20 protein-coding genes are annotated in these 21,106 nt (G+C 73.1%); 9 read left to right on the top strand and 11 right to left on the bottom strand.

What is annotated here, in order from left to right; all coding sequences use genetic code 11:
• Nucleotides 1-213: 213 nt before the first annotated feature.
• The 4 genes from ACPXBU_RS20935 to ACPXBU_RS20920 all read left to right on the top strand — a co-directional run bounded on the left by ACPXBU_RS20935 (nt 214) and on the right by ACPXBU_RS20920 (nt 3,488).
• Nucleotides 214-1,155 (top strand): DMT family transporter, encoded by a 942-nt coding sequence (locus ACPXBU_RS20935; RefSeq protein WP_425759286.1) that lies wholly within the window; start codon nt 214-216, stop codon nt 1,153-1,155.
• 19 nt (nt 1,156-1,174) lie between these two features.
• Nucleotides 1,175-1,630 carry a GNAT family N-acetyltransferase gene (locus ACPXBU_RS20930; RefSeq protein ID WP_425759285.1) on the top strand — a complete coding sequence of 152 codons (456 nt, stop codon included), beginning with the start codon at nt 1,175-1,177 and terminating at the stop codon, nt 1,628-1,630.
• Nucleotides 1,631-1,748: 118 nt separating this feature from the next.
• A complete protein-coding gene (locus ACPXBU_RS20925) occupies nt 1,749-2,864 on the top strand; it encodes a lytic polysaccharide monooxygenase auxiliary activity family 9 protein (RefSeq protein ID WP_425759284.1) in 1,116 nt (371 codons plus the stop codon).
• Between the two features lie 144 nt (nt 2,865-3,008).
• Nucleotides 3,009-3,488 (top strand): GNAT family N-acetyltransferase, encoded by a 480-nt coding sequence (locus ACPXBU_RS20920; protein WP_425759283.1) that lies wholly within the window; start codon nt 3,009-3,011, stop codon nt 3,486-3,488.
• A 113-nt stretch (nt 3,489-3,601) separates the two neighbouring features.
• Here ACPXBU_RS20920 and hemQ read toward each other — a convergent pair whose 3' ends face one another.
• The 3 genes from hemQ to hemE are packed head-to-tail and all read right to left on the bottom strand — an operon-like array spanning nt 3,602 to nt 6,813.
• Nucleotides 3,602-4,303, bottom strand: coding sequence for a hydrogen peroxide-dependent heme synthase (hemQ, locus tag ACPXBU_RS20915; RefSeq protein ID WP_357247692.1), 702 nt, complete (start codon nt 4,301-4,303; stop codon nt 3,602-3,604).
• Nucleotides 4,300-5,709, bottom strand: a complete 1,410-nt coding sequence (hemG, locus tag ACPXBU_RS20910; protein ID WP_425759282.1) for a protoporphyrinogen oxidase — start codon at nt 5,707-5,709, stop codon at nt 4,300-4,302. Before hemG ends, hemQ begins: the two co-directional genes overlap by 4 nt.
• Nucleotides 5,710-5,715: 6 nt before the next feature.
• Nucleotides 5,716-6,813, bottom strand: a complete 1,098-nt coding sequence (gene hemE, locus ACPXBU_RS20905) for a uroporphyrinogen decarboxylase (protein ID WP_425759281.1) — start codon at nt 6,811-6,813, stop codon at nt 5,716-5,718.
• 137 nt (nt 6,814-6,950) lie between these two features.
• Between hemE and ACPXBU_RS20900 the strand changes: the two genes are divergently transcribed.
• The 5 genes from ACPXBU_RS20900 (at nt 6,951) to ACPXBU_RS20880 (ending at nt 13,606) form a co-directional block, all read left to right on the top strand.
• Nucleotides 6,951-7,523 carry a DUF3000 domain-containing protein gene (locus ACPXBU_RS20900; protein ID WP_393375027.1) on the top strand — a complete coding sequence of 191 codons (573 nt, stop codon included), beginning with the start codon at nt 6,951-6,953 and terminating at the stop codon, nt 7,521-7,523.
• Between the two features lie 232 nt (nt 7,524-7,755).
• Complete coding sequence (locus tag ACPXBU_RS20895; protein ID WP_393375024.1) at nt 7,756-9,075, top strand: ribonuclease D; 1,320 nt, start codon at nt 7,756-7,758, stop codon at nt 9,073-9,075.
• 287 nt (nt 9,076-9,362) lie between these two features.
• The gene (locus tag ACPXBU_RS20890; protein WP_425759280.1) at nt 9,363-10,586 is read left to right on the top strand and encodes a thiolase family protein; all 1,224 of its coding nucleotides are present in this window, start codon (nt 9,363-9,365) and stop codon (nt 10,584-10,586) included.
• The gene (locus tag ACPXBU_RS20885; protein ID WP_393375019.1) at nt 10,583-12,643 is read left to right on the top strand and encodes a 3-hydroxyacyl-CoA dehydrogenase NAD-binding domain-containing protein; all 2,061 of its coding nucleotides are present in this window, start codon (nt 10,583-10,585) and stop codon (nt 12,641-12,643) included. Before ACPXBU_RS20890 ends, ACPXBU_RS20885 begins: the two co-directional genes overlap by 4 nt.
• Before the next feature lie 168 nt (nt 12,644-12,811).
• The gene (locus ACPXBU_RS20880; protein ID WP_425759279.1) at nt 12,812-13,606 is read left to right on the top strand and encodes a hypothetical protein; all 795 of its coding nucleotides are present in this window, start codon (nt 12,812-12,814) and stop codon (nt 13,604-13,606) included.
• A gap of 69 nt (nt 13,607-13,675) precedes the next feature.
• Here ACPXBU_RS20880 and ACPXBU_RS20875 read toward each other — a convergent pair whose 3' ends face one another.
• The 8 genes from ACPXBU_RS20875 to ACPXBU_RS20840 all read right to left on the bottom strand — a co-directional run bounded on the left by ACPXBU_RS20875 (nt 13,676) and on the right by ACPXBU_RS20840 (nt 20,993).
• Complete coding sequence (locus ACPXBU_RS20875; protein WP_425759278.1) at nt 13,676-14,185, bottom strand: levansucrase; 510 nt, start codon at nt 14,183-14,185, stop codon at nt 13,676-13,678.
• A gap of 56 nt (nt 14,186-14,241) precedes the next feature.
• Nucleotides 14,242-14,655, bottom strand: coding sequence for a VOC family protein (locus ACPXBU_RS20870; RefSeq protein ID WP_393375012.1), 414 nt, complete (start codon nt 14,653-14,655; stop codon nt 14,242-14,244).
• Nucleotides 14,652-15,059 (bottom strand): VOC family protein, encoded by a 408-nt coding sequence (locus tag ACPXBU_RS20865; protein ID WP_425759277.1) that lies wholly within the window; start codon nt 15,057-15,059, stop codon nt 14,652-14,654. The genes ACPXBU_RS20870 and ACPXBU_RS20865 overlap by 4 nt, the downstream gene beginning before the upstream one ends.
• 161 nt (nt 15,060-15,220) lie before the next feature.
• The gene (locus ACPXBU_RS20860) at nt 15,221-16,396 is read right to left on the bottom strand and encodes a sensor histidine kinase (protein WP_393375007.1); all 1,176 of its coding nucleotides are present in this window, start codon (nt 16,394-16,396) and stop codon (nt 15,221-15,223) included.
• Nucleotides 16,393-17,061 carry a response regulator transcription factor gene (locus ACPXBU_RS20855; protein WP_393375004.1) on the bottom strand — a complete coding sequence of 223 codons (669 nt, stop codon included), beginning with the start codon at nt 17,059-17,061 and terminating at the stop codon, nt 16,393-16,395. Before ACPXBU_RS20855 ends, ACPXBU_RS20860 begins: the two co-directional genes overlap by 4 nt.
• 85 nt (nt 17,062-17,146) lie before the next feature.
• Nucleotides 17,147-18,430: a PQQ-binding-like beta-propeller repeat protein gene (locus ACPXBU_RS20850; protein WP_425759275.1), complete on the bottom strand. Its 1,284-nt coding sequence runs from the start codon at nt 18,428-18,430 to the stop codon at nt 17,147-17,149.
• Nucleotides 18,427-19,722, bottom strand: coding sequence for a PQQ-binding-like beta-propeller repeat protein (locus tag ACPXBU_RS20845; protein WP_425759274.1), 1,296 nt, complete (start codon nt 19,720-19,722; stop codon nt 18,427-18,429). Before ACPXBU_RS20845 ends, ACPXBU_RS20850 begins: the two co-directional genes overlap by 4 nt.
• Nucleotides 19,719-20,993: a PQQ-binding-like beta-propeller repeat protein gene (locus tag ACPXBU_RS20840; RefSeq protein ID WP_425759273.1), complete on the bottom strand. Its 1,275-nt coding sequence runs from the start codon at nt 20,991-20,993 to the stop codon at nt 19,719-19,721. The genes ACPXBU_RS20845 and ACPXBU_RS20840 overlap by 4 nt, the downstream gene beginning before the upstream one ends.
• Between the last annotated feature and the right edge of the window lie 113 nt (nt 20,994-21,106).

Here is a 21,106-nt window from a genome sequence, read left to right as displayed (position 1 = left end):
GCGATCGCGCCGGCCGGCCGAAAGGCCGCGCCCGATCCCACGATCCTGCGGTACGGTCGTCGCCATGCGGCCGCTGCTGTGCGTTCTTCCCCCGCCGCGCTCCTGAACGGAGCGCCGCACCTGCCGACCGGGTGACCGACCCGGCTCGGCCCCCTGCCGTACGCGCTCCGTCGACGTCGTCCCCGTCAACGGCTCACCCTTCGGAGCGCCCCCGTGTCCCTCTCCCGTACCGTGCCGCCGGCCGCCCCGGCCACGGCCACCAGTCCGGCCCGCACCGGCCTGATCCAGATCACCGTCACCGGCGTGCTGTGGGGCACCACAGGCGTGGCGGTGCAACTCCTGCGCGACAGCACCGGGCTCAGCCCGGTGAGCATCGGGTTCCATCGCCTCGCGATCGCCGCTCTCGTCCTGCTGGCGTGCACCGCCGGTCGGCTCGGCACGCTCTGGTCCGCGGTGCGCGCGGCACCCGTACCGCTGCTGCTCACCGGCCTCGGCCTCGGCCTCTACCAGGCGCTCTACTTCGCAGCGGTGGCGTGGGCCGGCGTCAGCGTCGCCACGGTGGTCAGCCTGGGCCTGGCCCCGGTGCTCGCCGCGACCTGGGAGTCGGTGCGCGCCCGCCGGCTCCCCGGCCCGCTGCGCCTCGCCACGCTCGTCGCGGCGGTGGTCGGTCTCGCCCTGATCACCGGCGCGACGGCGGACCCCACCGCCGCGGTGCCCGCGCCGCTGCTCGGCCTGCTCGCGGCGGCCGGCTCCGGCCTCGGGTACGCGGTGACCACCCTGATCAGCCGGCAGGTGTCCCAGCACGTCGCACCGATGACGCTGACCACCATCTCCACCGTGGTCGGAGCGCTGACCCTGGCCCCGTTCGCCGTGGTCGCCGGGGTCGGCGTGCCGGTCCGCCCGGACACCGTGGCACTGCTGCTGCACCTCGGCGTGATCACCACGGCGGTGGCGTACGCGCTGTTCTACGCGGGTCTGCGCACCACCCCGGGCAGCGTCGCGGCCGTGGTGACCCTGCTCGAACCGCTCACCGCGGCGGCGCTGGCGGTGGCGCTGCTGCACGAGCCGTTGCCGCTCCCGGTCGTCGGCGGCGGCGTCCTGCTGCTCACCGCCGTGGCCGCCACCTACCTGGCACCTCGACCGCGCGTCCCCTGAGGCGGCCTACCATCGTCGGATGCCCTCGCAGACCACCGAGATCCGGACGGCGTCCTTCGCCGACCTGAACGCCCGCACCTTCCACGACCTGCTCAAGCTGCGCATCGACGTGTTCGTGGTGGAACAGAACTGCCCCTACCCGGAACTCGACGGGCGCGACGTCGAGCCGGGCACCCGCCACCTCTGGCTGACCGACGGCGGCGCCCCGCTGGCGTACCTGCGAATCCTGGCCGATCCGGACGGCGCCGCCCGGATCGGTCGGGTGGTGGTCGCCCCGGAGGCGCGCGGGGGTGGGCACGCCGGCCGGCTGATGAGCGCGGCGCTGGAGGTGGTCGGCAACCGGCCCTGTGTGCTGGACGCCCAGTCGCACCTGGTCGCGTTCTACACCCGGCGCGGCTTCGTGGTCAGCGGCCCGGAGTACGTCGAGGACGGCATCCCGCACACGCCGATGCGACGCGATGTCATTGACGACTGACGATCGAGCTGGCATGGTTCCGAGGAGAGCCGTCGCGGGAGCCAGCGAATAGGCGCGGGAGTGGGCAACTCCCGCCGGTCCGGGTGTCGTCGTCCGACCTCATCCCCCCGGGGGCTCCATGTCCACTCTCACCCGATCACGACGCGTGCTCTGGTTGTTAGCCATCGTGGCGACCAGCACGCTCCTGTTGACGACCGCTCTGAACACCATGCGGGCCCAGCCCGCCTCCGCGCACGGGTCGGTCGTCGATCCGGCCTCGCGCAACTACAGCTGTTGGCAACGGTGGGGCGCCGAGTTCCAGAACCCCCGGATGGCCACCGAGGACCCGATGTGCTGGCAGGCCTGGCAGGCCGACCCGCAGGCCATGTGGAACTGGAACGGCCTGTTCCGCGAGGGCGTGGGCGGCAACCACCAGGCCGCCGTCCCCAACGGCCAGCTGTGCAGCGGCGGTCGCACCCAGAACGGTCGCTACAACGCGCTGGACACCATCGGCGCGTGGAAGACCACAGCGGTGTCGAACAACTTCCGGCTCCGCTTCTTCGACGGGGCCAGTCACGGCGCCGACTACATCCGGGTGTACGTGACCAAGCAGGGCTTCGACGCGCTCACCGAGCCGCTCGGCTGGGACGACCTGGAGTTGGCCGGTCAGATCGGCAACACGCCGGCCTCCCAGTGGAACCCGGACACCGGCGGCGTCTCCATCCAGATCCCGGTGAACGCGCCCGGGCGCACCGGTCGGCACATCGTCTACACCGTCTGGCAGGCCAGCCACTTCGACCAGTCGTACTACCTGTGCAGCGACGTCACCTTCGGCGGCACGAGCACCACGCCGCCGCCCACCACGCCCCCGCCGACGACGCCGCCGCCGACCACGCCCCCGCCGACCACGCCCCCGCCCACCACCCCGCCCCCGAGCACCCCGCCGCCGGCCGGGGCCTGCACGGCGACGTACCAGGTCACCGGCCAGTGGTCCGGCGGCTTCCAGGCCGAGGTGAAGGTGAGCGCGGGCGGCTCGCCCACCAAGGGCTGGTCGGTGAGTTGGAACTACAACAACGGCCAGCGGGTCACCTCGTCGTGGAACGCGACGGTCAGCGCCAACGGCTCGCTCGTCACCGCACGCAACGCCGACCACAACGGCACCCTCGCCGCCGGCGCGAGCACCACGTTCGGGTTCCTCGGCTCGTGGAACGGCAGCAACCCGGTTCCGCTGGTCTCCTGCACGTCGACCGGTTGACCTCCGGCCGGTGCCGCACCCGGGCGGGGGTGCGGCACCGGCCGGCGGGTAGGGCCTGTGTCAAAGTCCTCGGTCGAGCCAGGGGCTTTGACACAGGCCCTAATCCGGTGGTGCGCGGCGGCCCACCCGGGCACCATCTCCCACATGATCGAGATCCGGGTGCTCACCCCCGATGACTGGCCCACCTGGCGCGACCTGCGACTGGCCGCCCTCACCGAGGCGCCGGGAGCGTTCGGCTCCCGGCTCGCCGACTGGCAGGGCGACGGCGACCGCGAGCAGCGCTGGCGCGACCGGCTGAGCATTCCCGGCGCACGTGACCTGGTGGCCGTCCTGGACCGGCGCCCGGTCGGGATGGCCAGCGGCGTACCCACCGAGGACCCGCTGGTGCTGGAGCTGATCTCGATGTGGGTGCACCCCAACGCCCGGGGCAGGGGTGTCGGCGACCGCCTGGTGGACGAGGTGGCGTGCTGGGCCCGCCAGCGCGGCGCCGACCGGCTGCGGCTCAGCGTCATGCCGGACAACGCGGCGGCGAAGGCCCTCTACCGCCGCGCCGGCTTCCAGCTGACCGACGAGCAGGGCACCCTGACGCCCGACGGCGAACAGGTCATGCTCCGCCCCCTCTAGCAAAACCCCCACACTCCCGCGATCTTGCACTTTCTGTCGCCCGATCGCGGCTTACGCCCTTTTCGCCGGGACAGAAAGTGCAAGATCGCGCGGAGCGGAGGGCCGGGGCGCGGTTAGACCAGGCAGTTGACGATCTCGGCGACCGAGCGGCGGCGGCCGGTGTAGAACGGGACCTCCTCGCGGACGTGCCGGCGGGCGCCGGAGGCGCGCAGGTCCCGCATCAGGTCGACGATCCGGTGCAGTTCGTCGGCCTCGAAGGCGAGCATCCACTCGTAGTCACCCAACGCGAACGAGGCCACCGTGTTGGCGCGGACGTCCGGGTAGCCGCGGGCCATCTTGCCGTGCTCGGCCAGCATCTCGCGCCGCTCGGCGTCGGGCAGCAGGTACCACTCGTAGGAGCGGACGAACGGGTACACGCAGATGTAGGGGCGGGCCTCCTCGCCGGCCAGGAACGCCGGGATGTGGCTCTTGTTGAACTCGGCCGGCCGGTGCAGCGCCATCTGCGACCAGACCGGGGTCAGCGACCGCCCCAGCGTGGTGCGGCGGAACCGCAGGTACGCGTCCTGGAGCGCGTCGGGGGACGCGGAGTGCCACCAGATCATCACGTCCGCGTCGGCGCGCAGACCGGCGACGTCGTACACGCCGCGGACCACCACGTCCTTGCCGGCCAGCTCGTCGAAGAGGGCCACGACCTCGCCTGTGACGTTGTCCCGCAGCGACGGCAGCGGGGCGCTGGCCCGGAACACCGACCACATCGTGTAGCGGATGCTGTCGTTCAGCTCCCGCAGGCGGGCCGCGTTTGTCTGCTCGGTCATCTCGCCGATCCTCCCAGTGCTGTGATGATCTCGTCGGCCGCCGTCTCGCCGGAGCGGACGCAGACCGGGATGCCGACGCCGTCGTAACCGGCGCCGGCGAGGGCCACTGTGGGGTACGCGGCCCGCAGCGCCGCGCGCGCGGCGGCGACCCGGTCGGCGTGCCCCGGGGCGTACTGCGGTAGCGCGCCGCCCCACCGCTGCACGTGCCCGTCGACCGGGGTGGGCAGCGGGGTGCCGAGCACCGCGGAGAGCTCTCGATGCACGGTGGTCGCCAGGTCCGCGTCGGGGCGCTGAAGGTGCGCCTCCTCGCCGTAGCGGCCCACCGACGCGCGCACCAACGCCAGGCCGTCCGGCCGGCGCAGGTGCCCCCACTTGGTGGTGAAGAAGGTGGCCGCCTTGATCAGCAGGCCCTCGGTGCTGGGCACCAGGAAGCCGGACAACTCAGGCAGGCGCGGTTGCGGCAGCGCCAGCGTGACAAGCGCGACGCTCGCGTAGTCCAGCTCGCCGACACCCTTCGCGACCGCCGGGGCCGGGCCCGCGAGCAGTCGGGCCGCCGGTCGCGCCGGCACCGCAAGCACCACGGCGTCCACGTCCACCAACTCCGGGTCGCGGGTCGGGCCGACGGTGAGCCGCCAGCCGGTGCCGGTCGGGGTCACCTCGCGGACGGCGGCGTCCCGCCGTACCGTCGCGCCGCTGGCCGTCACGGCGGCCTCGACCAGGGTGCGCAACCCACCGGCCAGCGTGCCGAAGACCGGAGCGCCGGGGGCACGCGGCGCGGCGGCCTGCGCGGCCCGGACCGCGCCGACGAGGGTGTGCTCCACCCGGGCCGTACGGGCCAGCGCCGGCATCGTCGTGACCAGGGAGAGATCGTCGGCGCGGCCCGCGTACACGCCACCCAGCATCGGGTCGACCAGCCGCTCGACAACCTCGTCGCCGAAGCGGGACCGGACCAGCGCGCCCACCGAGACGTCCGCGTCCGGCCCGACCAGGGGCCGCCCGTCGTCGGTGTCGGCGTCCGCCGCCGGGCGGGCGACCGAGGTCACCCGGTCCAGATCCCCCGGTACGCCCACGAGCGTGCCGCCCGGGATGGGGCGCAGCCCACCGTCGATGACGAGCGCGGCCTGCCCCACCGTCGGGTGCACGATCTTCTCGGCCAACCCGAGCCGTCGGATCAGGGCCACCGCGGCGGACTCCGCCCCGGTCGGGTCGCGCATCAGGAACGACTCGGCCCCGAACTCCACCGGCTGACCAGCCAGCTCCCCGGTACGCAGCTTGCCGCCCAGCGCGCCGGACTGCTCGTACACCGTGATCTCGGTGCCGGCCGGTGCGTGGTCGCGCAGGCGGACCGCGGCGGCCAGCCCGGCGATCCCGCCGCCGACCACCGCCACCCGCCAGGGTTGCCGCATCACGGGTCAGCCCTGGTCGGCCCGGCGGTGGGAAAGCTCGTGCACGAGCGCGACCACCCGGGTCAACACCTCCGGGTCGGTCTCCGGCAGCACACCGTGGCCGAGGTTGAACACGTGCCCGGGGGCCGCCCGGCCCTGCTCCAGGATGCGGCGCACCTCGGCCTCCACCACCGGCCACGGCGCGAACAGCACGCACGGGTCCAGGTTGCCCTGCACCGCCTTGTCCGGGCCGATCCGGTGGGTGGCCACGTCCAGCGGGGTACGCCAGTCGACGCCGACCACGTCCGCGCCTGCCTCGCCCATCGCGCCGAGCAGCTCGGCGGTGCCCACCCCGAAGTGGATCCGCGGCACCCCGGCGTCGGCCAGCCCGCTCAGCACCGCGGTCGAGTGCGGCAGCACGTACCGGCGGTAGTCGGCCTCGGACAGCGCGCCCGCCCACGAGTCGAACAACTGCACGGCGGACACGCCCGCCTCGATCTGCACCCGCAGGAAGGCGAGCGTCACCTCGGACAGCCGACCGCAGAGCGCGTGCCACAGCTCCGGATTGCCGTACATCAGGGCCTTGGTCTTCGCGTGGGTCCGCGACGGCCCGCCCTCGACCAGGTAGCTGGCCAGGGTGAACGGCGCGCCGGCGAAACCGATGAGCGGAGTGTCGCCCAGCTCGACCACCAACTGCCGGACGGCCTCGTCCACGTACGGGACGTCGGCGCGGGTGATCGGGCGGATCCGCTCGACGTCGGCGAGGGTGCGGACCGGTTCGGCGACCACCGGGCCGGTGCCCGGCACGATGTCCAGATCGACACCGGCCGCGGCGACCGGCACCACGATGTCGCTGAACAGGATCGCCGCGTCCACGCCGTGCCGGCGCACCGGCTGGAGCGTGATCTCGGTGACCAACTCGGGGCGACGGCAGGACTCCAGCATCGGCACGGTCGCCCGGATCTCCCGGTATTCCGGCAGCGAGCGGCCGGCCTGGCGCATGAACCAGACCGGGGTGTGCGGGCCGGACCGTCGCCAGCAGGCCCTGACGAAGGGCGAGTCGGCCGGTCCGCCGGGGCGGGGTTCTCCGTCTCGGGCGACAGTGCCCGTGGTGTCCGTGGTCATCGCCGCAATCGTGCCACGCCCACGACCCCCACCCCACCTGGGGTGAAAGGAAGAGCGACTTCGGAAGGCCCCCCGGCGGCGCACGGGTGTCGGCGCGCCGTCGAAGCCGGGGGCCGGCGGCGGCATAGGCTGCCGACATGGCCCCCCCGATCGCGCTCCCGGAGACGTTCGCCCGCGCGGTCGCCGGGCTGCGATCGGCGACCCCCCGGCCGGAGATCACGCTGGAGGAGGTCGGCGCCCCCCAGCGGTTGGCCCCGTACGCGTTCGCGCTCTCCGCGACCGTGCTGCGCGACGCCGACGAGGTGGCGACCGGCCGGCTGATCCTGCTGCACGACCCGGTCGGTCACGAGGCGTGGCAGGGCACCCTGCGGTTGGTCACCTACGTGACCGCCGAGTTGGAGGTCGACCTGGCCGCCGACCCACTGCTGCCCGGGGTCGGTTGGACGTGGCTGACCGACGCGTTGGACGCCCAGGATGCCGACCACCGGGCGATCGGCGGCACGGTGACGCAGACCATGTCGACCCGGTTCGGCGACCTCGCCGGCCCACCGACCGTCGGCGACATCGAGATCCGCGCCTCCTGGACGCCGATCGACGACGACCTGACCCCACACCTGCTCGGCTGGTGCGCGCTGCTCGCCTCCACCGCCGGCCTCCCCCCACCCGGCGTAACCGCCCTCTCCGACCGCCGCCCCGCCGGCGCAGCCTGACCCCCCGGCCCACGCCCCCGCGCCCGCCCTCTCCCGCGCCGCGCCCGCCGTCTCCCGCGTCGATCATGGAGTTGTGGTGGGCGAAATGCTGCCGTGTACGGCATTTGTGAGGCACCGCGAGTCCATGATCGACGGGGTGTGGGTGGTAGCCCGAGACATCTCGTGGACACCTGACCGACACTCGCCGGACCGGCTGCACCCGCCGGATCATCGCGCGCACTAGGGTTGGCAGGTGACCGACGAACCACCCCTGCGCCGTCGGCCCGCCGAGGAACTCCCGGGAAACGCACCCCAGCACCCGCCGTCGGCCCAGCCGAAGCCGGCGGGCGACGGGGTGGACCCGACCGACGGTGGGCCCGTTCCGCTGATCGCCCCGCGTGACGGCACACCCGACCCGGTGGCCGCTCCGGCCGCGCTGGCCGAGGTCGTGGCCCGCTTCGCGGCGGGCAGCGGCCCCGTCGCCCTGGACGCCGAACGCGCCTCCGGCTACCGCTACAGCCAGCGCGCGTACCTGGTGCAACTGCGCCGGGCCGGTGCGGGCACGGCGCTTATCGACCCGCTGCCACTGCCGGACCTCAGTTCGCTGGACGCGGCGATCGGGGATGCCGAGTGGGTGCTCCACGCGGCCAGCCAGGATCTGCCCTGCCTGGCCGAGGTGGGGCTGCGCCCGCGCCGGTTGTTCGACACCGAGTTGGCGGCCCGGCTGGCGGGGTTCGAGCGGGTCGGGCTGGCCGCGCTGACCGAGCAGCTGCTCGGGTTCACCCTGGAGAAGCACCACTCGGCGGCCGACTGGTCGAGCCGGCCGCTGCCCGAGTCGTGGCTGACGTACGCGGCCCTCGACGTGGAGCTGCTCACCGACCTGCGTGACGCGCTCGACGCGGAGCTGACCCGACAGGGCAAGTCGGCCTGGGCCGCGGAGGAGTTCGCCGCGTTGGTCCGCACCGGGGCGCGCCCGCCGCGGGTCCGGGCGGAGCCCTGGCGGCGCACCTCCGGCATCCACCGGCTGCGCGGGGCGCGGGCCCAGGCCCGCGTCCGCTCGATGTGGTACGCCCGGGACCAGATCGCTTCCCGGCGGGACGCCGCTCCCGGTCGGGTGTTGCCCGACTCGGCGATCATCGCCGCCGCCGAGTTGGACCCGAAGGACGAGAAGACCCTGCTGACCCTGCCCGGTTTCGGCGGCCGGTCGGTTCGTCGGCTGGCCCGCACCTGGCTGGCAGCTCTCGACGACGCCCGGCAGTTGCCGGACGACTCGTTGCCGGTCTCCCCGACCGTGGAGGGCCCGCCCCCGCCGCACCGGTGGGCCGAACGCGATCCGGTGGCGGCTGGCCGACTGGCCCGGTGCCGGGAGGTGGTGGTCCGCATCGCCGCTGAGCACAACCTGCCGCCGGAAAACCTGATCACTCCGGATTCGGTACGCCGGCTGGCCTGGACGCCACCGGAAGAGCTCACCGAGGACGCCGTCGCGGAGACCCTGCGCGGCCTGAACGCCCGCGAGTGGCAGATCGGACTCCTCACCACCGACCTAACCGAAGCCCTAACCCCCACCCCCTAACCCCCCACCCCACCCCACCCCATCCACCCACCCCCAGACCCGGGTGATCATGAGGTTGACGGGCCTCCAGGAGATCCACAGCCCCGTCAACCTCATGATCGCTGGGAGCTGGACGGGCGCGGGGGCCGGAGGCGGGGTGGGTGTGGGGTGGGCCACAGGGGGACCTGGGGGCCGGGTTGGTTACTGGCGAGTAGCATTCGGGGGAACGTGCCCGTGTCGGCGACCCTTGTCCGGTCCGGAGTGCCGCTCCGCACGAAGGCCGAATCATGGTCGAATAGGAGGCTCAAGTGCCCCGTGAAGTTCGGGATGTCGTCTTTGTCGACGGTGTCCGTACCCCGTTCGGCAAGGCGGGTGGCATGTACGCCAACACCCGCGCCGACGACCTGGTGATCCGCTGCATCCGTGAGCTGCTGCGTCGCAACCCGCAGCTGCCCCCGGAGCGGGTCGAGGAGGTCGCCATCGCGGCCACCACCCAGATCGGCGACCAGGGCCTCACCATCGGCCGTACCGCCGCTCTGCTGGCCGGTCTGCCCAAGACCGTTCCCGGCTTCGCCATCGACCGGATGTGCGCGGGCGCCATGACCGCGGTGACCACGGTGGCCAGCGGCATCGCCATGGGCGCGTACGACGTCGCCATCGCCGGCGGCGTCGAGCACATGGGGCACCACCCGATGGGCCAGGGCGTCGACCCCAACCCGCGCATCATCGCGGAGAAGCTCGTCGACCCGTCCGCGCTGGTCATGGGCGCCACCGCGGAGAACCTGCACGACCTGGTCCCGCACATCACCAAGGCGCGCACCGACGCGTTCGCGCTCGCCTCGCAGCAGAAGACCGCGAAGGCGTACGCCAACGGCAAGCTCCAGGACGACCTGGTGCCGATGTCGATCCGCGACGCGGAGGGCGGCTGGGGCCTGGCGACCGTGGACGAGGCTCCACGGGACACCTCGCTTGCGAAGCTCGCCACCCTGAAGACCCCGTTCCGCCCGCACGGCAAGGTCACCGCGGGCAACGCGGCCGGCCTGAACGACGGCGCCACCGCGAGCCTGCTCGCCGACGAGGCCACCGCCCGCGAGCTGGGCCTGCCGGTCGCCATGCGGCTGGTGTCGTTCGGTTTCGTCGGCGTGGAGCCGGAGGTGATGGGCGTCGGCCCGATCCCGTCGACGGAGAAGGCGCTGCGCCTCGCCGGGCTCAGCATCGACGACATCGGCCTGTTCGAGCTGAACGAGGCGTTCGCCGTGCAGGTGCTCGCCTTCCTCGACCACTTCGGCATCGCCGACGACGACGCGCGGGTCAACCCGTGGGGCGGCGCGATCGCCATCGGCCACCCCCTCGCCTCGTCGGGCGTGCGGCTGATGACGCAGCTGGCCCGCCAGTTCGCCGAGCACCCCGAGGTCCGCTACGGCCTCACGGCCATGTGCATCGGCATCGGCATGGGCGGCACGGTCATCTGGGAGAACCCACACTGGACGGAGTCCAGCAAGCCGGCTCAGGGGGAGGGTGGCAACAAGTGAAGGCACCGAACGAGGTCGTCACCCGCGCGCTGCTGCGCCAGGTGAACGTACCGGGGCTGGACCGCCCGGCCGCCCTGATCACCCTGGACAACGGGCTCGACCACACCAAGCCGAACACCTTCGGTCCGGGTGGACTGGCCAGCCTGGACGAGGCGATCACCGCCGCGCTCGCCGCCGACCCGGCGTTCGTCGCGGTGACCGGCAAGCCGTACATCTTCTGTGTGGGCGCGGACATCGTCGGCCTGCCGCAGCTCGCCGACCGCGCGCAGGCGCTGGAGATCGGCCGGCTCGGTCACCGGGTCTTCGCCCGGCTCAGGGACAGCACGGTTCCCACCTTCGCGTTCGTCAACGGGGCGGCGATGGGCGGCGGCCTGGAGCTGGCGCTGCACTGCCACTACCGGACGCTCTCCGGTGGCGCGGCGGCCCTGGCGCTGCCCGAGGTCTCCCTCGGTCTGGTGCCCGGCTGGGGCGGCACCCAACTGCTGCCGAACCTGATCGGCATCCCCGCCGCGACCCAGGTGATCATCCAGAACCCGCTCATGCAGAACAAGATGCTCAAGCCGAAGCAGGCCGCCGAGCTGGGCATCGCGGACATCCTGCTGGAGCCGGCCGACTTCCTGGAGCGTTCCCTGGAGTGGGCCGCCGACGTGGTGCGCGGTCGGGTGACAGTCACCCGTCCCGAGGTCGACAAGGACATGTGGGCGGGCGTGCTCTACTTCGCCCGGGAGACGCTGAACCAGCGGCTGCACGGCGCGGTCCCGGCCGCGTACAAGGCCCTCGACCTGTTGGAGACGGCCAAGGACGGCGACTTCGCCGCCGGCACCGCCGCCGAGGACGAGGCCCTCGCGGACCTGGTCTTCTCCGAGGAGCTGCGCAGCGGCCTGTACGCGTTCGACCTGGTGCAGCGGCGGGCCAAGCGACCGGCCGGCGCACCGGACAAGGGTCTGGCCCGCACGATCACAAAGGTCGGCATCGTCGGCGCCGGCCTGATGGCCAGCCAGTTGGCGCTGCTGTTCGCCCGCCGCCTCCAGGTGCCGGTCGTGATGAGCGACCTGGACCAGTCCCGGGTGGACAAGGGCGTCGGCTACGTGCACACCCAGATCGAGAAGGCCGTCATCAAGGGCCGGATGGACAAGGGCACCGCCGCCAAGCTGTACGGCCTGGTCAGCGGCACTGTCGACAAGGGCGCCTTCGCCGACGCCGACTTCGTCATCGAGGCGGTCTTCGAGGACCTGGGCGTCAAGAAGCAGGTCTGGGCCGAGTTGGAGAAGATCGTCTCTCCGGAGGCGGTGCTCGCCACCAACACCAGCTCACTGTCGATCACCGAGATGGCCGCCGAGCTGGAGCACCCGGAGCGGGTCGTCGGTTTCCACTTCTTCAACCCGGTGGCGGTGCTGCCGCTGCTGGAGATCGTCCGGGGTGAACGCACCGACGACGTCACCCTGGCCACCGCGTTCGCGGTCGGCAAGCAGCTCAAGAAGTCGAGCGTGCTGGTCTCCGACGCCCCGGCGTTCGTGGTGAACCGGCTGCTCACCCGTTTCCTGGGCACCGTGTTCGCCGCCGTGGACGCCGGCACGCCGCTGGACGTGGCGAACAGCGCACTGGACCCGCTGGGCCTGCCGATGCGCCCGCTCGCCCTGCTCCAGTTGGTCGGGCCGGCCGTCGCGTACCACGTGGGCGGCACGCTGCACGCCGCGTTCCCGGACCGGTACGGCGTCAGCGAGAACCTCAAGCGGATCGCCGACTCGGGTCAGCCCATCGTGGTCGACGACCAGGTCAACGACGAGGTGGCCAAGCTGCTCGTCGTCGGTGACCGGCCGCTGACCGCCGAGCAGGTACGCCAGAACGCGCTCGACGCGCTCGCGCAGGAGATCCGGCTGATGCTGGACGAGGGCGTGGTCGCCGAGGCGCAGGACATCGACCTGTGCATGATCCTGGGCGCCGGGTGGCCGTTCCACCTGGGCGGCATCACCCCGTACCTGGATCGGACCGGCACCTCCGAGCGGGTCACCGGTCAGCGGTTCCTGCCGCGCGGTGCGGCGAGCCTGCCCGCCTGACGAGATCGCAGCGCCACCGTCGCGGTGGTCGGACCGTCCCCCGTGGACGGCCGACCACCGCGACCGTTTGTGATCACCCCGGCCGTGCGGGGGACCGACGCGGGGCATCACCGGTAGCCGCACCGGGTTAGGATCACGCGCTTTGCACCCCTGACTTGGAGCTAACTGATGTCTCAGCCGCCGGCCAGCCCGTACGGCCCGCCGCACGATTCCCCCAACCCGCCGCAGCAGCCCGGCCAGCCCGGCCAGCCGCAGCAGCCCGGCCAGCCGCAGTACCCGGGTCAGCCGCAGCAGCCCGGCGCGTGGCCGCCGCCGCAGCAGCAGGGGTTCCCGCCCGCGCAGCCGGGTCAGCCGTACCTGCCCGCCGGCCCGCCCCCGGCGAAGAAGTCGAACGTCGGCAAGATCGTGCTGATCGTGCTGGCGGTGCTGCTCGTGCTCTGCCTCGGCGGGGTGGCGATCGCCTGGTTCACCCTCAAGGACGACGTCGGCGACGTCGTCGACGCCGCCAACACCCGGGTGGTCGCGCCGGCGACCCTCGCCGGCCGGCCGAAGCTCAACGACCCGCAGCTCCAGTCGGCCGCCGACCAGATGGTCGCCGAGATGAAGGCCGAGGTGCAGAACGAGACCAGCACGATCGGGGCGTTCTACGGCGACCCGGCCAAGCAGGATCTCATCATGGTCACGGCGGTGTCCGGCGTGATGGCCGACCCGAAGAAGGAGCTGGACGAGGCCGTCACCGGGCTCGCCAGCGAGCTGGCGGTGACGAACATGGCGGTGGCCGAGGCGGGCCCGCTGGGCGGCGACGCGAAGTGCGGCGACGGCAAGACCGAGGGCGTGCCGCTCGGCGTCTGCGTCTGGGCCGACCGGGGCAGCGTGGGCATGGTGGTGATCTACTTCAAGACCGGCAAGCAGGTGGAGGCCGAGTTCGCCACCATCCGGGGTCAGATCGAGCAGCGCTCCTGAGCCGTACGACGACCGGGGCCCCGGCCACCTCAGGGTGGCCGGGGCCCCGTGCCGTACCGACCGGACCGCTCAGGCTCCGGCCGCCGGGAAGTACGCGTTCAGCTTGCTCCGCAGGTGAGCCGCGTAGATGAAGCCGAGCACCGGCTTGCCACGGAAGGCGCTGACCGTGGCGCTGCGGGCCTCCACCGCCACCGGCCGGGACAGCGCGGCGAACTTCACCTGCTGGCCCCCCTGCGCCCACGCCGAGGCCGCCGGCTCGACCTGGCTGCCGACCAGGGCGGGGAACACCGCCACGCCGTTCTGAAAGCCGCGCAGCTGCCCCTTGCGGGCCAACACGTAGTCCATCGCCGTGGCGCTGAACTCCCGCAGGGCGTCCGCCGTGACGACCGTCGCCGGCGCGGCGACCGTGAACAGGTGCAGCTTTGTCGCCATCCACCGCATCCGGAAATCACCCCGGTGACCGATCAGCACCGGTACGCCGCCCCAGTCCTCGGTGCGCACCTCGCAGCCGTCGGCCCGAAGTCGCTCGCCGGTCGCCGTGAGGTACGCCCGCACCGGCTCGGTAGCTGCCTTGTCCATCTGCCCACGTCCTTCGCTGGCTCGCTCTGGCCGCTCATCTGACACCACCGCCGCGGTCAGGCCGGCTCTGCCGCCGCGGCCCGCGCCGCCGCTGCCGCGGCCCGCTCGGCGGCGTTGCCGAGCACGCAGAACTCGTTGCCCTCCGGGTCGGCGAGCACCACCCAACCGCCACCTGTCGGGCCGACGTGATCGGCGACAAGCGTCGCGCCGATGCCGATCAGCCGCTCGACCTCCTCGGCCCGGGTGCGGTCGGCGGGTTGCAGGTCCAGGTGCAGTCGGTTCTTCACCGCCTTGCCCTCGGGCACGGCGAGGAAGAGCACCTCCGGGCCGCCCGGCGGCAGGAGCATCGCCTCCGGGTCACCGGGGAAGTCGTCAGGGTGCCGGGGGCAGTCGAAGACCTGCGCCCAGAAACCGGCCAGGGCGTACGTGTCGTGACAGTCGATGCTGATGTTGTGGATCGTCGAACTCACAGCTGGTCCTCCAAGGTGGTGGTGGCGAGACGTTCCCCAGCGCTGCGGAGCACGCAGAACTCGTTGCCCTCCGGGTCGGCGAGCACCGCCCAGCCCGTCCCGTCGGCGTTGCGACGGTCGGTGACAAGCGTGGCGCCGAGGCCGAGCACCCGTTCCACCTCCTCGTCCCTGGTCCGGTCGACAGGTTCCAGGCAGATGTGGAGCCGGTTCTTCGTCACCTTCTCCTCCGGCACCTCCTGGAAGAAGAGGTTCGGGGTGGCGTCATCCGACGGCAGCAGGGCCGCCTCCGGGTCACCGGGGGCGTCCTCGGAGTGCCGGGCGTACCCGAGCACGGCGGCCCAGAAGCCAGCCAGGGCGTACGTGTCATGGCAGTCGAAACTGATGTTGCGGATCCGTGGATACACGGGTGTTCCCTCCGAACGGGATGGGACGCTCCGCTGCCCGGCGTCAGCCGGCGGAAACCCGGGGTGCGGAGCCCTGACGTGTGGACATCGACGCACCCCCTTCCGCTCGCGAGCTGACCTGGGTGATCTTCCCAGTGGGCGTGCCCTGCGCGCAACCCCGTTCAGCCGGGGGTGACCACCGCGCCGTTCACCGCCGGGGCGTCCGCCGAGGGCAGGGTGACAGTTACCTCCAGGCCACCGCCGGGCTGCGCGATGACGCGTACCGTGCCGCCGTGCGCCGTGCAGACCGCGCGGACGATGGACAGGCCCAGCCCGGAGCCGCGCGCCCCGGTGCGTTCCCGGCCACCGCGCCGGAACGGCTCGAACAGCCCCGGCACGTCGGCCTGGTCCACCTCGAACCCGGTGTTGCCCACGACCAGCCAGGACCGCTCGCCGTCGGTGCCGGTACGCACCCAGAGCCGGCCGTGCAGGTGGTTGTAGCGAACCGCGTTCTCGATGAGGTTGCCGGCCAACCGGTCCAGCAGCCCCGGGTCACCGACGACAGGCGCGGACTCCAACGACGTCTGCACCCGCAGGCCGATCCGCTCCACCTCGCGGCGCATCGCCGACAACGCGTTCGCGGTGCCCGCCGAGAGGTCGCACTCGGTGCGCCGGCCGAGCTGCCGCCCGGCCTGCGCCTCGCTGCGGGCCAGCACCAGCAGCGCGTCCACCAGGCCGTTGGCCCGCTCGGACGCGTCCCGGACCACTGTCGCCATCCGGCGGTACTCCGCGGCATCCGCGTCGTCGTCGCTGAGCGTCACGTCGATCTCGGTCCGCATCACGGCCAACGGAGTACGCAGCTCGTGCGAGGCGTTCGCCACGAAGCGTTTCTGCGCCTCGAACGCGGACGCGATCCGGTCCAGCATGGCGTCGAACGTCTTCGCCAGCTCGGCCACCTCGTCGTCGGCGCCCGAGTAGCCGATCCGCTGATCCAGGGTGGCCTCGCCGAGGCGCTGCGCGGTGGCGGTGACCTGGTGCAGGGGGCGCAGCGCCCGGCCCGCCACCGCGTACGCGCCGGCGACCCCGACCACACTTATCGCCAGCAACGCGACCAGGCCCTTGGCCAGCAGCTCCCCGGACGCGGCGTCGACCAGGCGCCGCTGCCACTCGGCGGCATCCATCCGCCCGCCGTCGGAGAGGAGGACCGTCGTGCCGGGGAGCAGCTCGTCGGTGGGGCGCAGCGCGTCGCGGACCAGCAGCCAGGCCAGCAGCACCAGGATCGCCCCCGCGCCGACCAGCAGCACCCCGTTGAGCAGCGTCAGCCGCAACCGCAGGGTGGGCCGCACCCTGCGGCTCACGCGCCCACCTCGGCCGTACGGTAACCCGCGCCCACCACCGTCTCGATGAGCGGCGGGTCACCGAGCTTCTTGCGCAGCGTCATCACCGTGACGCGGACGATCGTGGTGAACGGGTCGGTGTTGGCGTCCCAGACCCGTTCCAGCAGTTCCTCGCTGGAGACCACCGCCCCACGCGCCTTGAGCAGCTCGCTGAGCACCCCGAACTCCTTGTTGGTCAGGTCGACCGGCACCCCGGCGCGGGTGGCCACCCGGCGGGCCGGGTCGAGCACCAGGTCGGCCAGTTCGAGCACCGGCGGCGCGGCCGGGGTGGCCCGCCGGCCCAGCGCCTGCACCCGGGCGACCAGCTCGTCGAAGGCGAACGGTTTGGACAGGTAGTCGTCCGCGCCGAGCTGCAGCCCCTCCACGCGGTCGGCCACCGTGACGCTGGCGGTGAGCATCAGCACCCGGGTCAGCGCGCCGGAGGCGGCCAGGTCGGCGCAGATCTGGTCACCGTGCACGCCGGGCAGGTCGCGGTCCAGCACCACCACGTCGTACCGGGTGACGAACGCCGCCTCGTGGCCGGCGTCGCCGTCGTAGGCCACGTCGACAGCCATCCCCCGTTTGCGCAACCCGCGCGCGATCGCGTCGGCGAGGTTGCGCTCGTCCTCCACCACCAGTACCCGCATCCCGGCCTCCTCGCTGCTGACCACCGACAACCTAGTGCCAGCCGGCAACAATCCTCCCTCGCCGCCCGCCCAGGCCGACCGGTGGTCAGTCGCGCACCTGCCAGATCTGGTACGAGCCGCCGGAGCCGGCGCACAGCACGTGGCCCATGATCGCCTGGCACGTGCCGGTGGCCTTCGGCAGCACGTCCACGATGCGCGTCCGGCCGGCGTGGACGTCCAACTCCCCGACCACCACCCCGCCGTCCGGATGCCCGCGGACGCCGACCAGACGGCCACGGGTGTCGAGCTGGAACAGCTCCCACCGGCCCAGGTCGGCCAGCTCCTGGCCGGTCCGCGCGTCGATGACGAAGAACTGCCCGGCCGGGTCGCTGCTGCGCACGCTGGCCATCAGCCGGCCGCCGGACGGCCAGGCCCACGACCAGCGGTCGCTGCGCCAGCGCACCTCGCCGGTCGCGGAATCGACAGCCCACAGCCCTCCGGCGCTGGTTTGCAGGCACAGGACGCTGCCGCAGTCCTGGACGATGTCGACCTCGCCCACCGTGGTGCTCCAGCGCCGGTCCAGCCGGTCCAGCCCGTACGCGGTGATGGTCTTCGGTTCGCCACCGACGCTCAGCACCAGGTCGCCCACCACCTGCACGTACGTCAGTGGCCCGCCGCCGGGTGGGCGCAGGTCGGCGCGGACCAGCACCGCGCCGGTCCGCGCGTCGCGTACCTCGACCGGCCCGCTCACGTCGGTGAGCAGCAGCCGCTCCGCCTTCTCCCCGATGGTCTGCGCGTTCACGCCGACGGTGGGGGCGGTCAGCTGCCAGCGCACCGTGCCACAGCAGGGATCGACCGACCGCAGGCGGACCGGCTCCTCCTCGCCGTTGGACTGCAGCAGCAGGTTGCCGTCGGCCATCTCGATGGGGCTGTCCGGCTGCTGCCAGCGGTACGCCCCGGTCGCGCGGTCCAGCGCCACGGTGAGGCTGACCCGAGGGTCGGCGCCGATCTCGTGGCCGGTGACCAACAGCAATCCGCTCTTCGGCAGGATTCCCCAGTAGCGGGCCTGCCCGGGCAGTGGCACGTCCCAGACCGGCTCGCCGTCGGACAGCCGGAAGGCGGCGAGCCGCCACTGCGGCGCCTGGGTGGTGACCGGGTTGATCACCAGGACCAGGTCGTCGTCGACAAGCACGTCCGCGCCGGCCTGGGCGGGCACCGTCACCACGGCCCGCCCCGGCGGCAACGCTCCGGCAGCGGCGAGGGTGGCCAGCACGAGCAGCAGGACCAGCGCGCAGCGCAACGGCCGGCCGTTGGCGCGGGGTGGGCGGGGCGACGGCTCCGACTCCGGTCCGTGCCGCAGCTCGCCGAGGTCGATCACCGAGCCGCTCACCGGCGCACCCGGAACAGCCGGTACGAGCCGTCCACGAGCTGGCAGGGCAGGAGGAAGCCGACGATCGCCTGGCAGTTCCCGGTGACGTCCGGGAGCACGTCCAGCACCCGCGCCCTCCCGGCGCGGACGTCCAACTCCGCGACGACCATGCCGCCGTCCGGGTGCGGACGTACGCCGACCAGCGGGCCGTCGGGACCGCCCCGGGCCAGCTCCCACCGGCCCAGTTCGGCCAGCTCCCGGCCGGTCATCGGATCGAGCACGACGAGCGGGGGCGGAGGGACGACCACGGGCCTCTCCGCGGTGGACACCAGCCGTCCGTCATGCGGGACCATCCACCCCCAGCGGTCGCTGCTCCACCGCACCTGGCCGGTCGCGGGATCGAGCCCCCACAGTTCGGCGCCGTTTCGCCGCGCACAAACGACGGGACCGCAGTCGTCGACGAAGTCGATCGGACCGGTGATGGTGGTGCTCCAGCGCCGGTCCAGCCGGTCCAGCCCGTAGGCGGTGATCGTGGCCGGCGCCCGTTGGCTGGCCAGCAGGAGATCGTCCACCAACTGCACCGACTCGTACGACCCACCCTCGGGTGGGCGCAGGTCGGCCCGGGCCAGCGCCGCGCCGGTGATCGCGTCACGCACCTCGGTCGACCCCTTCCCCCGGTGGAGCACCAGCCGGTCCACCCCCCGGGCGTCGTGCCGGAGGCTGACGTACGTGGCGGCGTCGGGCAACTGCCAGCGCACGGTGCCGCAGCACGGGTCGACCGCACGCAGGGTGACCAGCTCGTCGTCGGCGCCGGACTGCAGCAACACGGTGCCGTCGGCCAGCGCTGTGGGATGGCCCGGCTGCTGCCAGCGGTACGCCCCGGTGCCCCGGTCGAACGCCAGGGACAGGACGCTCGGCTCGGGTGGCAGCACCTCGTGGACCGTGACCAGCAGGGTGTCGCCCGCCGCCGTGATCTCCCAGTTGCGGCCCTGCACCGGCACCGCGGTCTGCCAGAGCGATCCGCCGTCGGGCAGCCGGAAGGCGCTCATCCGCCGCCGCGTCGGCTGCTCCGGGTCGGGGTCGAGGACCACGAACAGGTCGGCGGTGAACAGCGTCTCGGCGGCGAGCTGCGCCGGCACCGTCACCGCGGCGGGCCGGGGCGGCGGCACGGCGGCGGAGACGACCGTGGCCAGCACGAGCAGCAGGACCAGCGCGCAGCGCAACTGCCGACCGACCGCGCGGGGTGGGCGGGGCAGCCGCCCCGGATCCGGGCCGTGCCGCAGCTCACCGAGGTCGATCACCGTGCCGGTCATCGTGCCAACCGCCACAGCGCGGTCGAGCCGTCGAGACGCTGGCAGAGCAGGAGCGGCAGCGACGCCTGGCAACTGCCCGCGATGTCCGGCAGCACGTCGAGGATTCGCGCCCGGCCGGCCGGCAGGTCCAGCGCAGCGACGACAAGCCGGCCGTCGTCGCCGTGCCGCAGCCCGACCAGCGGATCATCCAGCCGGAGCACCGGCATCAGGTTCCACTCCCCCAGCTCGGCGCGCGTTCGCCCGGTCGCCGCGTCGCGCACCGCGTACTGCCGCCCGGAGCCGGCCATCAGCAGACGGTCGCCGCGCACGTCGGCCAGCAACTCCCGGCCCGGGTCCGACCAGCGCACCACGCCGGTGGCCGGATCGAGGACCCGGAGGCTGCCGTCCTGCCCCGACACGCAGAGCAGGTCGGCGCAACCGACCACGAAGGACACCGGAGACACCCGGGCCGTCCACCGCTGCTCCAGCCCGGTCAGCCCGTAGGCCACCACCAACGGGACGTCCCCGGGTGTGAGGAGCAGCAGCAGATCGCCGACGACCTGGACCCGCTGGAACACCCGTCGGTCGCCCGGCAGCGTGTCCACGCTGCGCAGCAGGCGACCGCTGTCGGCGTCATGCACCTGAACCTCGCCGGTGGGCTGCACCAGCACGAACCTGTCGACCCGACCGTCGGTCACGTGGTAGCCGGGGCCGGAGGGCGACAGCAGGGGCACTGACCAGAGAACCCGGCCGGTGTCGGGGTCGATCCGGCTCATTCCGTCCGCTCCGTTCTGGCGGACGTCCGTCAGCAGCAGCCCGCCGTCGGCGATCGGTACGGGGGCACCCCGATGCTGCCACCCCCGGCGGCCCGTCTCGGCGTCGAAGGCGGTGGTCTCGATCACCCCGTCCTCGGCATCGACCCCCGTAAGTAGCACCAGCCCCTGCTCGATCCGGACGCCGAGGTAGTCGTCGCTGCCGGGCACCGGCGCCCGCCACCGCACACCGACGCCGTTCGGTGCCGGCTGGGTGTACGCGGTCAGGTGCCGGTCCTGGTCGGCTGTCGGCGGGTCGATGACGATGACGCCGTCCGGGGTGAGGAAGGCGGTGTCCGCCCGCGACGCCGGCACCACGGTCATCGTCCGTTCCGGCAGCGGTGTCGCGCCGGCCAGCAGCACCAGGGCGAGCAGCAGCACGGCGGCGCCGCGCATCGGCCGACCGACGGCGCGCGGGGCGCGGACCGGAGGCGCCGACGCGGGCTCGTCCCGGAGCTCGCCCAACTCGATGATCGACACCGACCGTCCTTCCGTGACCGCGTCCTGTGGGCCGGCGCGGTGATGTCCGGCAAACCGACCGTGAGCGCACCGGCCCGGCAAAAGCGACGGACCCACGCCTGTACGATGGCGCG

The organism is Micromonospora sp. DT231, assembly GCF_049847025.1.
Lineage (GTDB): Bacteria > Actinomycetota > Actinomycetes > Mycobacteriales > Micromonosporaceae > Micromonospora.
Note: the sequence above shows the minus strand (reverse complement) of the source record. Positions and strands in the feature narration are given on the sequence as shown.